This window comes from Pseudomonas sp. 32_A, assembly GCF_017490905.1.
GTDB classification, from domain to species: Bacteria; Pseudomonadota; Gammaproteobacteria; order Pseudomonadales; family Pseudomonadaceae; genus Aquipseudomonas; species Aquipseudomonas inefficax.
Window position 1 is genome coordinate 1 of sequence record NZ_JAFGYI010000070.1, and the last position, 12,268, is coordinate 12,268.

9 protein-coding genes are annotated in these 12,268 nt (G+C 63.1%); 6 read left to right on the top strand and 3 right to left on the bottom strand.

Going from position 1 to position 12,268, the window contains the following annotated elements; translation table 11 throughout:
• The 6 genes from dtd to J5M58_RS25270 form a co-directional block, all read left to right on the top strand.
• A partial coding sequence (gene dtd, locus J5M58_RS25245; protein WP_207880031.1) for a D-aminoacyl-tRNA deacylase occupies nucleotides 1–387 on the top strand: 387 nt, incomplete at its 5' end.
• Nucleotides 388–650: 263 nt separating this feature from the next.
• Nucleotides 651–2,372 carry a glucan biosynthesis protein G gene (locus J5M58_RS25250; RefSeq protein ID WP_207880033.1) on the top strand — a complete coding sequence of 574 codons (1,722 nt, stop codon included), beginning with the start codon at nucleotides 651–653 and terminating at the stop codon, nucleotides 2,370–2,372.
• Complete coding sequence (gene mdoH / locus J5M58_RS25255; protein WP_112249561.1) at nucleotides 2,365–4,938, top strand: glucans biosynthesis glucosyltransferase MdoH; 2,574 nt, start codon at nucleotides 2,365–2,367, stop codon at nucleotides 4,936–4,938. The genes J5M58_RS25250 and mdoH overlap by 8 nt, the downstream gene beginning before the upstream one ends.
• 235 nt (nucleotides 4,939–5,173) lie before the next feature.
• Complete coding sequence (locus J5M58_RS25260; RefSeq protein WP_024087841.1) at nucleotides 5,174–5,971, top strand: transporter substrate-binding domain-containing protein; 798 nt, start codon at nucleotides 5,174–5,176, stop codon at nucleotides 5,969–5,971.
• Nucleotides 5,972–6,050: 79 nt separating this feature from the next.
• A complete protein-coding gene (locus J5M58_RS25265) occupies nucleotides 6,051–7,013 on the top strand; it encodes an amino acid ABC transporter permease (RefSeq protein WP_112249560.1) in 963 nt (320 codons plus the stop codon).
• Entirely contained in the window at nucleotides 7,006–7,740 is a 735-nt protein-coding gene (locus J5M58_RS25270) for an amino acid ABC transporter ATP-binding protein (protein ID WP_112249926.1), read from the top strand. The genes J5M58_RS25265 and J5M58_RS25270 overlap by 8 nt, the downstream gene beginning before the upstream one ends.
• 114 nt (nucleotides 7,741–7,854) lie before the next feature.
• On the opposite strand, the gene J5M58_RS25275 is transcribed toward J5M58_RS25270, so the two are convergent.
• From J5M58_RS25275 to J5M58_RS25285, 3 genes are all read right to left on the bottom strand, one after another.
• Nucleotides 7,855–9,798 (bottom strand): methyl-accepting chemotaxis protein, encoded by a 1,944-nt coding sequence (locus J5M58_RS25275; RefSeq protein WP_207880035.1) that lies wholly within the window; start codon nucleotides 9,796–9,798, stop codon nucleotides 7,855–7,857.
• Between the two features lie 263 nt (nucleotides 9,799–10,061).
• A complete protein-coding gene (locus J5M58_RS25280; protein ID WP_207880037.1) occupies nucleotides 10,062–11,978 on the bottom strand; it encodes a methyl-accepting chemotaxis protein in 1,917 nt (638 codons plus the stop codon).
• 100 nt (nucleotides 11,979–12,078) lie between these two features.
• Nucleotides 12,079–12,268, bottom strand: a 190-nt coding sequence (locus J5M58_RS25285) for a 16S rRNA (uracil(1498)-N(3))-methyltransferase (RefSeq protein ID WP_207880039.1), incomplete at its 5' end; no start/stop codon positions are given.

A 12,268-nucleotide genomic window follows, 5' to 3' on the forward strand; every position in this document is an offset into this window, starting at 1 on the left:
GAGGTGGTGGGTGCAATAGATCAGGGTTTGCTGGTGCTGGTGGCAGTCGAGCCTGAAGATACCCGCGAGCAGGCCGACAAGCTGTTGCACAAGCTGTTGAACTACCGGGTGTTCAGCGACGAGCAGGGCAAGATGAACCGGTCGCTCAAGGATGTCGGCGGTGGCTTGTTGCTGGTGTCGCAGTTCACCCTGGCGGCGGACACCCGCAACGGCATGCGCCCGAGCTTCTCGACGGCAGCGCCACCGGCCCTCGGCGCCGAGTTGTTCGACTATCTTTTGCAGCAGGCAAAGGCTCGGCACGCCGATGTGGCAAGCGGGCAATTCGGCGCAGACATGCAGGTGCACCTGGTCAATGATGGCCCCGTAACATTTATGTTACAAATGTGAGGGTAAAAAACCCCTTGTTCACAGGAAAACAAGGGGTTTTGTGCGATAAATAGTTGTTCCAGCCTGATGCGTTGTAACGCGACCTGCTGGATAATCGCGCGCTGCATGGACCTGCGTTCGCAGGTTCGTTTCACTCTGACTCGAGTATTGTCTGGATCCGTTTGGGGAATCATTACGCCCTCACGGGGTCCGAACAGTGCTCGCCAACCCGGCATTTGTCGCTGGCCGTTGGTTTCATGATCTGTTTTCGGCGAGGGTTGCTCGTGATTGTTAGTCCCCAAAAAGCATCAAGAATCCCCGGTACCGGGCTACGCAAGGCCCTGATGGCCAGTGTGGCACTGGTCGGCCTGATGAGCGCGGGCCAGCTGTGGGCATTCAATCTTGACGATGTTGCAGCCAAGGCAAAGGATCTGGCCGGCCAGAAGTACGAAGCACCGAAAAGCAACCTGCCGGCCGTATTCCGCGACATGAAGTTCGCGGACTACCAGAAGATTCACTTCCTGCAGGAAAAGGCCGAGTGGGCCAAGGACAAGACCCCGTTCAAGCTGTCGTTCTATCACCAGGGCATGCACTTCGACACCCCGGTGAAGATCAACCAGGTCACCGCCACCAAGGTCGAGGAAATCAAGTACGACCCGAACCGTTTCGAGTTCGGTGACGTGCCGCACGACCCGGAAACCACCAAGAACCTGGGTTACGCCGGTTTCCGCGTGCTTTACCCGATCAACAAGGCCGACAAGCAGGACGAGATCATGACCCTGCTTGGCGCCAGCTACTTCCGCGTGGTCGGCAAGGGCCACGTGTACGGCCTGTCGGCCCGTGGCCTGGCCATCGACACCGCACTGCCGTCGGGCGAGGAATTCCCGCGCTTCACCGAGTTCTGGGTCGAGAAGCCCAAGCCGGCCGACAAGCACCTGGTCATCTACGCCTTGCTGGACTCGCCGCGCTCCGCCGGCGCGTACAAGCTGACCCTGCGCCCTGGCAACGACACCGTGGTCGATGTGCAGTCCCGCGTATTCTTGCGTGACCATGTCAGCCGCCTGGGCATCGCCCCGCTGACCAGCATGTACCTGTTCGGCCCCAACCAGCCGTCCAAGGTCCTCAACTACCGCCCGGCCCTGCACGATTCCGAAGGCCTGTCGATCCATGCCGGCAACGGCGAGTGGCTGTGGCGCCCGCTGAACAACCCGAAACACCTGGCCGTGAGCAACTTCAGCGTCGAGAACCCGCGTGGTTTCGGCCTGATGCAGCGCCAGCGCGCCTTCAGCGACTATGAAGACCTCGATGACAACTACCAGAAGCGTCCGAGCGCCTGGATCGAGCCGAAGGGTGACTGGGGCAAGGGCACTGTCGACCTGGTCGAAATCCCGACTGCCGACGAGACCAACGACAACATCGTGGCCTTCTGGAGCCCGGAAAAGCTGCCTGAGCCAGGCAAGCCATTCGAGTACGCCTATCGCCTGCACTGGACCATCGACGAGCCGAAGTTCCAGGCCCCCGAGCTGGGCTGGGTCAAGCAGACCCTGCGTTCCACCGGCGACGTCAAGCAGTCCAACCTGATCCGCCAACCAGACGGCAGCGTGGCTTTCCTGGTCGACTTCGCTGGCCCGGCACTGGCCGCCCTGCCGGAAGACTCCGCCGTGCGCAGCCAGATCAGCGTGGGCGACAACGCCGAGGTGGTCGAGAACAACCTGCGCTATAACCCTGAGACCAAGGGCTGGCGCCTGACCCTGCGTTTGAAGGTGAAGGAAGCCAACAAATCGACCGAAATGCGTGCCGCGCTGGTGCGTGACGTGCCGGTCGAAGCCGCCAAGCCTGCCAAGGACGCCAAGCAGGACAAGGCTGCTGCCAAGCAAGCCAAGGCCGAGAAAGCCGCCAAGGCCGAACAACCTGCCGCCGATGCGGCGCCCACCAACGGGACCCCGGCCACCACCGAGAAGGTGCTGACCGAGACCTGGAGCTATCAGTTGCCTGCCGATGAGTAACTCAAGCGCAAGGCCGGAATCGCTTCGCGAGTACCTGGCCCACCTACCACTGAGCGACGAGCAACGGGCGGAACTCGCCAGCTGCACGTCATTCAGTGAGCTGCACCAACGCCTGGCGGCCAACCCGGCCGCCAGCTCTGCCGAGGCCGTGCAGGCCTCGGTGGGCCCACGCCTGACCGTAGGCAGCGCCGCCGAGCTGGAAGACGCCGAAATGCTCGGCGTCGACGGCAGCGGCCGCCTGTGCCTGAAGATCGCCCCGCCGATCAAGCGCACCAAGGTCGTGCCCGAGCCGTGGCGCACCAACGTGCTTATCCGCATGTGGCGGCGCATGACCGGCCGCACCAACGCCCCGCAGCCGCCCAAGCGCGAGTTGCCGCCAGCCCGCTGGCGTACGGTCGGCTCGATCCGCCGTTATATCCTGCTGGCGCTGATGATCGGCCAGACCATCGTTGCCGGCTGGTACATGAAGGGCATCCTGCCGTACCAGGGCTGGTCGTTCGTGGAATTCGACGAAATCGTCAACCAGCCGCTTTGGGACACCGTGGTGCAGGTTTGGCCGTATGCCCTGCAGACATCCATCCTGATCCTCTTCGGCATCCTGTTCTGCTGGGTATCGGCGGGCTTCTGGACCGCACTGATGGGCTTCCTCGAGCTGCTCACCGGGCGCGACAAGTACAAGATTTCGGGCAGCAGTGCAGGCAATGAGCCGATCGCGCCCGAGGCGCGTACCGCGCTGGTGATGCCGATCTGCAACGAAGACGTACCGCGGGTGTTCGCCGGCCTGCGCGCAACGTTCGAGTCGGTGGCCGCCAGCGGCAACCTCGACCGTTTCGACTTCTTCGTGCTCAGCGACACCAACGACACCGACATCGCCGTTGCCGAGCAACAGGCCTGGCTGGACGTATGCCGCGAAACCAAAGGCTTCGGCCGTATCTTCTACCGCCGCCGTCGGCGCCGGGTGAAGCGCAAGAGCGGCAACCTCGACGACTTCTGCCGTCGCTGGGGCGGTGAGTACAAGTACATGGTCGTGCTCGACGCCGACAGCGTCATGAGCGGCGAATGCCTGAGCAGCCTGGTGCGCCTGATGGAGGCCAACCCGGACGCCGGCATCATCCAGACCGGGCCGAAAGCCTCGGGCATGGATACCTTGTATGCGCGCATGCAGCAGTTCGCCACCCGCGTGTACGGCCCGCTGTTCACCGCTGGCCTGCACTTCTGGCAGCTGGGCGAGTCGCACTACTGGGGCCACAACGCGATCATCCGCATGAAGCCGTTCATCGAGCACTGCGCCTTGGCGCCGTTGCCGGGCAAGGGCGCGTTCGCCGGTGCCATTCTGTCGCACGACTTCGTCGAAGCTGCACTGATGCGCCGTGCCGGCTGGGGCGTGTGGATCGCCTACGACCTGCCGGGCAGCTATGAAGAACTGCCGCCGAACCTGCTCGACGAGCTCAAGCGCGACCGCCGCTGGTGCCATGGCAACCTGATGAACTTCCGCCTGTTCCTGGTCAAGGGCATGCACCCGGTGCACCGCGCGGTGTTCCTGACCGGGGTGATGTCGTACCTGTCGGCGCCGCTGTGGTTCCTGTTCCTGGTGCTGTCGACCGCGCTGCTGGCGACCAACACGCTGATGGAGCCGCAGTACTTCATCGAGCCGTACCAGCTCTACCCGCTGTGGCCGCAGTGGCACCCGGAGAAAGCCGTGGCGCTGTTCTCGACCACCATCGTGCTGCTGTTCCTGCCCAAGCTGCTCAGCGTCATCCTGATCTGGGCCAAGGGCGCGACCGAGTTTGGCGGGCGCATCAAGGTCACCCTGTCGATGCTGATGGAAATGCTGTTCTCCATGCTGCTGGCACCGGTGCGCATGATTTTCCACACCCGTTTCGTACTGGCCGCCTTCCTCGGCTGGGCCGCGACCTGGAACTCGCCGCAGCGTGACGACGACTCCACGCCGTGGGGCGAAGCGGTGCGCCGGCATGGCCCGCAGACCGTGCTGGGCCTTGCCTGGGCGGCGCTGGTGGCCTGGCTGAACCCGAGCTTCCTGTGGTGGCTGGCGCCGATCGTCGGTTCGCTGGTGCTGTCGATTCCGGTTTCGGTGATTTCCAGCCGCACCCGCCTGGGCCTGGCGGCCAAGGACGAGAAGCTGTTCCTCATCCCCGAGGAATACGCCACTCCGCCAGAGCTGCTGGCTACCGACCAGTACACCCACGAAAACCGCTGGCATGCCCTGCATGACGGCTTCGTGCGGGCTGTGGTCGACCCGCGGCAGAACGCCCTGGCCTGCGCCATGGCCACTGCCCGTCATGGTCAGGCGGCACCGATCGAGGCACTGCGCGTGGAGCGCGTGGCCAAGGCGATGGAGGTCGGGCCGCAAGGGCTGGACCTCAATACCCGCCTGGCCCTGCTCAGCGACCCGGTGGCGCTGACCCGCCTGCACGAGCAGGTCTGGGCCGAGCACAATGCGGAATGGATCAACGTGTGGCGCGCATCGATCAAGAACGACCCGCATTCGCCGCTGTTGCCGTTGCACCCGGAGAACGAGGCCCAGCCTTCCCTGGTTGGTGCCTGACAGGGCCTATTCGCGGGTAAACCCGCTCCCACAGGGTTATTCACAGTCCCTGTGGGAGCGGGTTCACCCGCGAAGCTTTTAGGGCCTTGCCTAGATTTTGGCCAACAAAGTCCCCCCCGGCTCTAGGTCCCCGGGCCGCCATGCGTTAGCATCCCTCCCCGATATGACGCATCGGCCGCCACGGCCATGCCAACAATAAGATTCGCTACTTTTCTTGCTAGGGGACTTGGTGATGATCAAGAAATACCTTTCGCGACTGCTGGTCGGTGTCACCGCCCTGGTCGCCGTGACGGCGGCCCAGGCGGGCGCGATCGATGACGCGGTCAAGCGCGGCACCCTGCGTGTGGGCATGGACCCGACCTACATGCCGTTCCAGATGACCAACAAGCGTGGCGAGATCATCGGCTTCGAAGTCGATATCCTCAAAGCCATGGCCAAGTCCATGGGCGTCAAGTTCGAGCCGGTATCCACGGCCTATGACGGCATCATCCCGGCCCTGCTGACCGACAAGTTCGACATGATCGGCAGCGGCATGACCCTCACCCAGGAACGCAACCTGCGCCTGAACTTCAGCGAACCCTTCATCGTGGTTGGCCAGACCCTGCTGATCCGCAAGGAACTGGCGGGCGAGATCAAGTCGTACAAGGACCTGAACAACGAGAAGTACCGCATCACCTCCAAGCTCGGCACCACCGGCGAAATGGTTTCCAAGAAGCTGATCGCCAAAGCCAAGTACCACGGCTACGACAACGAGCAGGAAGCGGTGATGGACGTGGTCAACGGCAAGGCTGACGCCTTCGTCTATGACGCACCGTACAACGTGGTGGCAGTGGACAAGGCCGGTGCCGGCAAGCTGTTGTTCCTCGAAGAACCCTTCACCTACGAGCCGCTGGCCTTTGGCCTGAAGAAGGGCGACTACGACAGCATCAACTTCATCAACAACTTCCTGCACCAGATCAAGCATGACGGGACCTACGATCGTATTCACGACAAGTGGTTCAAGAACAAGGACTGGCTGAAGGAAATGGAATAAGGCCCAGGCCACAAGCCCGGCTTTATGACCTCGACGCGCAGGCAAACCCTGCGCGTTCGCATTTACGGAAGTACCCCACGTGATCAAACACAAGAAAGCCCAGTGGCCCTGGCACGGTTTGACTGCCCTGGTCCTGGTGGGCCTGGCATTCAGCCTGTACATGGCCACCTCGATGATTTCCTACGAGTGGCGCTGGAACCGCGTACCGCAGTACTTCGCCTACAAGGCCGAGGAAGCACAACGTGCAGCCGGTTACGGTACCGTGCAGGAGATCGTCATCTCTGGCGACAATGCCCGTGTCACGCTGAAAGATGAAAATGGTGCCGAGCAGGTGCTCGATGTGGCCAAGGACAGCCTGCAGCTGTCCCGTGGCGATGATGTGTCCGAAGGCGACCAGATTGGCGTCACCCGCCACTGGGCGGCTGGCCCGCTGGCCTGGGGCCTGTGGACAACGCTTTGGATTTCCGTGGTATCCGGTGCCCTGGGCCTGTTGATCGGCCTGTTCGCGGGTCTCTGCCGACTGTCCAGCAACCCAACGCTGCATGACCTTTCGACGGTGTATGTCGAACTGGTGCGCGGTACACCGCTGCTGGTGCAGATATTCATCTTCTACTTCTTCATCGGTACCGTGCTCAACCTGTCCCGCGAGTTTGCCGGGGTGGCTGCACTGGCGCTGTTCACCGGTGCCTACGTGGCTGAAATCGTTCGTGCCGGCGTGCAATCCATCGCCAAGGGCCAGAACGAAGCGGCCCGCTCGCTGGGCCTGAACGCTGGCCAGTCGATGCGCCACGTTATCCTTCCGCAGGCCTTCAAGCGTGTACTGCCGCCTTTGGCCGGCCAGTTCATCAGCCTGGTCAAGGACACCTCGCTGGTCTCGGTGATCGCCATCACCGAACTGACCAAGAGCGGCCGCGAGGCCATTACCACATCGTTCTCGACCTTCGAGATCTGGTTCTGCGTGGCAGGCCTGTACCTGCTGATCAACCTGCCGCTGTCGCACCTGGCCAGCCGGCTCGAGCGGAGGCTTGCGCAAAGTGATTGAAGTCCGTGACCTGCTGAAAGTCTTCGACACCCGTGGCCACGTGGTACGGGCCGTGGATAACGTCACCACCCAGGTCGCCAAGGGCGAGGTGGTGGTGGTGCTCGGCCCGTCGGGCTCGGGCAAGTCGACCTTCCTGCGCTGCCTGAACGGCCTGGAGCATTTCGACGAAGGCCATGTGGCCATCAACGGGTTGCAACTGGCCGACCCGAAGACCGACATCAACGCCTACCGCCGCGAAGTCGGCATGGTGTTCCAGCACTTCAACCTGTTCCCGCACATGACCGTGCTGGAGAACCTGTGCCTGGCGCAGAAGGTGGTGCGCAAGCGTAACAAGGCTGACCGCGAAGCCAAGGCCCGGGCGCTGCTGGAGAAGGTAGGCATTGCGCAGAAGGCCAACGAATACCCATCGCGCCTGTCTGGTGGCCAGCAGCAGCGGGTTGCGATCGCCCGTGCCTTGGCCATGGACCCGAAAGTGATGCTGTTCGACGAACCGACCTCGGCGCTTGACCCGGAAATGGTCGGCGAGGTGCTGGACGTGATGAAAACCCTGGCTCAGGAAGGCATGACCATGGTCTGCGTTACCCACGAAATGGGCTTTGCCCGCGAAGTGGCGGACCGCGTGCTGTTCTTCGACCATGGCAAGTTGCTGGAAGATTCGGCGCCGGCCGCGTTCTTTGCCTCGCCGAAGGACCCGCGCGCGCAGGCATTCCTGCGCCAGGTGCTTTAGCCGCTGGGGGCGCTCTGCGCCCCTTTCGCGACACAAGGCCGCTCCTACAGGGGAATGCAATCTTTTGTAGGAGCGGCCTTGTGTCGCGATGGGCTGCAAAGCAGCCCAACAATCTCAGATGTTGAACCGCCCGACCATCCCCCGCAACTGTTGCCCCAACTGCTCCAGTTCCCCACTCGAAGCCGCCGTCTGCTCACTGGCCGCACTGGTCTGATCCGAAACATCGCGCACATTCAGCACACTGCGGTTGATCTGTTCGGCCACCACGCTCTGTTCTTCGCTGGCGGTCGCAATCTGCTGGTTCATGCCCTGGATGCTCGACACCGTGTCGGTGATCTGGCTCAACGCATGCCCGGCCTTGCGGCTCAGCTCCACGCTCTGCTCGGTCAGGTTCTTGCTGTTGTCCAGCAGGCGGGTCACTTCGTCGGTGCCGTTGTGCAGGCTGTCGATCAGTTGGCCAATTTCCTCGGTGGCCGTCGAGGTGCGCTGGGCCAGGCCGCGTACCTCATCGGCCACCACGGCAAAGCCACGCCCGGCTTCGCCCGCCCGCGCCGCTTCGATCGCCGCGTTCAGCGCCAGCAGGTTGGTCTGCTCGGACACTGACTTGATTACATCGAGGATGCTGCCAATGCGCTGGCTCTCGCCCGCCAGGTGCTGCATGGCGGCCAGACAATGGTCCATCTGCCCGGCAAGCTGTTCGATGCGGCCGATAGCTTCGGCCACCACCTGGTCGCCGACCTGGGCCTGCTGGTCGGCGTTGGTCGCTGCCAGCGAGGCCTGTTCAGCGTTCTGCGCCACTTCCTGCACGGTGGCGCTCATCTGGTTCATGGCCGTGGCCACCTGGTCGGTTTCCTCGCGCTGCTGGTTGATGCGCAGCTTGGTGTCTTCGCTGCTGGCCGCCAGTTGCGTGGCAGCCTGTGACAGGCTGCCGACGCCTTGGTCGATGCCCCCGATCAGCTCGCGCAGGCTCAAGGTCATTTCGCGCATGCTGGTTTGCAACTGGCCCATCTCGTCGCGGCGTAGCACCGGTTCGACCTGGCTCAGATCGCCCTTGGCAATGCGTGCGGCCACGGCCAGGGTCTGGCGCAAAGGCTGGGTAATCTGCAGGGTGATCAGCCAACCGGCGACGACGCCTACGACCAGCGCCAGCAGGGCTACAGTGGTCAGCACCGAGCGGGCCTCAAGGGCTTCCCTGTCACGCTGCTCGATCTTGCGTTTGCCCAGTTCCAGGCTTACCGCGCGCAGCTCGTTGCCCATGTTCTCCATGTTGTCTTGCAGCTGTTCCACACGCACCGCAGCCCGGCGATAGTCATCCAGGCTGGCGCGGTACTTGGCCAGCTGCTCCCCGGGTTGCTGAGTGAGTGAACGGGGCAAGCCAAGTGGCGCAAGGCCTTTGAGCAGTTGCGCAAGGCTGCTGTCGGCAGCATCCAGGGAGCTGTCGCCGACCTTGGCGAAGCTTTCCACAGGGGAGAAGGTATAGGCCGGAACCAGAATCTGCTGGTTGGCACCGTCGACATGTCGGCTCAGCGTGTCCATCAGCCCCAGCACACCGCCTTGCTGGCTGTCGGCAGGCATCCTCAGCAAGGCCTGGGTCTGGAGATCATCGATCACTTCGCTGAGCTTCTGCTCCTGGGCCTGCATGGCCTGGCGCAGGGCGATACGTTTGGCGACAGTATTCTCCAGCTCGCTGAAGTCGCCGCGCAGGCGCTGCAGCAGCTCCAGCTTTTCAGTCAGCATCTGCCGCGACTCATCCACACTGCTACGTTGTTGCAAGGTGGTCAGCATGCTGTTGAGCTGGTCGAGAATGTTGGCTATCCGCGTTCTGCTGGCGTTGTCGTTGAGGACGCGGTACGTGATGCGCTCTGCGCGCAAGTCCTTTGTCAGGTCGTTGATCAGGCCGATTTCGCTGAGTTGCTGCGAGCGGACAATGGCGTCATCCAGTGCACGCCAACCACTGACGGTGGTTGCCAAGGTAAGCAGCAGGACCACGGCAAAGCCGAGGGCGAGCTTGGCGCCGACACTGATGTTGCCGAGCTTGCGGTTGAGGTAGCCGAGCATGAGGAATCTCCGTGCGATTGGGGGCTAGGATGCAGGCACATTGCTGGCATCACACCTTTGCCAATCGGCAGCGGAGCTGTAGGACTTGACCTGATAATCAGGTAGGAAATTTCACTTCAATAGGTAGGAATACTCCGCCTGCGTCGGCCTCTTCGCGGGTAAACCCGCTCCCACAGGTACTACACAGACATTGAGAACTGTGCGGTACTTGTGGGAGCGGGTTTGCCCGCGAAGAGGCCAGTACAGGCGACCTACACATCAACCTAGAGCCTGAACCGCCCCACCAACCCTTGCAAATGGGTACCCAACCGCGCCAGCTCCACACTGGAGCTGGCCGTTTCTTCACTGGCCGCCGAGGTCTGGTCAGAAATATCCCGCACGTTCATCACGCTGCGGTTGATCTCTTCAGCTACTGCGGTCTGCTCTTCCGCAGCGGTGGCAATCTGCTGGTTCATGGCCTGGATCGACGACACGGTCCGGGTAATGGTCTCCAGGGAGCTGCCAGCGCGGCGGGTCAGTTCGACGCTGCTATCGGTCAACTGGCGGCTGCTATCCATCACGCTGGCCACGCGCTGGGTGCCGCTCTGCAGGCCGGCAATCAACTCTTCGATCTCTTCGGTCGATTGCTGGGTGCGCTGCGCCAGGCTGCGCACCTCATCAGCCACCACGGCAAAGCCACGCCCGGCCTCGCCGGCACGGGCCGCCTCGATCGCCGCGTTGAGGGCCAACAGGTTGGTTTGCTGGGCCACCGACTTGATCACATCGAGCACGCTGCCGATCTTGTCGCTTTCGGCCTTGAGCTGGTTCATCGCTTCGCTGGAGTTGACTACTTCGCCGGCCAGGCGCTCGATCTGCGCCACCGCCTCGCCGACCACACGATCGCCTTCGCGGGCTTGCTGATCGGCCATCAACGCAGCTTCCGAGGCCTGCTCGGCATTGCGCGCCACCTCATGCACGGTGGCGGTCATCTGGTTCATGGCGGTCGCCACCTGATCAGTCTCGACCTTCTGGTTGTTGACCCCGGCACTGGTCTGCTCGGTCACCGCCGACAGCTCCTCAGCAGCGCTGGCGATCTGCGTGACACCATCACCGATGCCGCTGATCAGTTCGCGCAGGCCCTGAGTCATGCGGTGCATGCTGGCTTGCAACTGGCCCAGTTCGTCGCGGCGTTGTGCCTGCAGATCCAGGGACAGGTCGCCACTGGCCACGCGTTCGGCGGCGCGCAAGGTCTGGCGCAGCGGGATGATGATCTGCCGGGTGATGACCCAGGCCGCCAGCAGGCCGAGGGCCAGGGCCAGCACGGTGGCCACGGCGAGCACGGTCTTGGCCTGGGCCGCACCGGCATCGCGCACGGCGGTTTGCGAGGTGGTCATGGCCTGGCTGGTCTGCAGCAGAACCGTGCCGTGCTCGACCATGCTCTGCAGGGCCTGTTCACTGGCGACCTGTGCACTTCCGTATTGGGTGACCGCGTCGCGGTAGCCCCCCAGGGCGGTGGTGGCATCGTCCAGGCTGGCAGCGTGCTCCGCTGGCACTTTGGCCGGTAGCGCGCGCAGTTCGGCCAAGGCCTGGTCGATGGCATTGAGGGCCGTTTGCTGGTAGTCGGCGTTGCCGCTGTAGGTGTACCCGCGTACCTGGAAGCGTGCCTGTTGCAACAGGGCGCTGACTTCCACCGCGTGCTGGTATTGGCTGATGTCGCCACCCTGCAGCAGGCCGCGTTGCACCCGGCCAATCAGCTCCGCAGCCTTGTCGGCAGTGTCGCCAAGCACAGCGCGGCTGGCCTCGCGGCGCTGGCCGGCCTGTTTCAGCTCGTTGAATGCCTGCTGGTAGCCATGCACGGCCTCGCGCTGCTGCTCCAGGCGCTGGCGGTCAGCGGGTTGCTCTATCTGCCCGAGCATAAGCTGCACTTGGCTGTCGAGGTTGCCCAGGGCCTTTTCCAGCTCTGCCACCGAAGCATCATCAGGCTGGCGCTGGTAATGCTGGCGGGCGATGCGCAGTTCCTGGGTGTACTGCTGGATGACAGAGATGTTTCCCAGCTTGTCGCCACGGTCGATGATGCTGTCCATGCCGTGCCAGCCGGCCAGGGTGGTGGCCAGGGTCAGCAGCAGCACGAGGCCGAAGCCCAGCCCCAGTTTGCGATTGACGCTCACATTGCCCAATGATTGGGCGAACCATTGATACATGTACGACTCCCCGGCGGCTTGGCAGCACCATTAATTGTTGTGTTGCCAAGACAATCGGCCTGGGGAAGGGAAACTTTATGGGTAAAAGCTGACTTACGTGTCAGAAAATCCGCGAGAGCAGTGCTGTCACAGCAGTCTCGACCCGCAGGATGCGGTCGCCCAGCTGGACCGGAGCCAGGCCTGCCTTGCCCAGCAGGTCCACCTCGTAGGGGATCCAGCCGCCCTCCGGGCCGATGGCCAGGGTCACGGGCTGCTCCACGGCGCGCGGGCAGGCGGGGTAGGGGCCGGGG

Bases quoted from the DNA above. Each gene is read 5' to 3' on its own strand.
- mdoH (WP_112249561.1), top strand. From the start codon at position 2,365: ATGAGTAACTCAAGCGCAAGGCCGGAATCGCTTCGCGAGTACCTGGCC.
- J5M58_RS25275 (WP_207880035.1), bottom strand. From the start codon at position 9,798: ATGCTCGGCTACCTCAACCGCAAGCTCGGCAACATCAGTGTCGGCGCC.
- J5M58_RS25280 (WP_207880037.1), bottom strand. From the start codon at position 11,978: ATGTATCAATGGTTCGCCCAATCATTGGGCAATGTGAGCGTCAATCGC.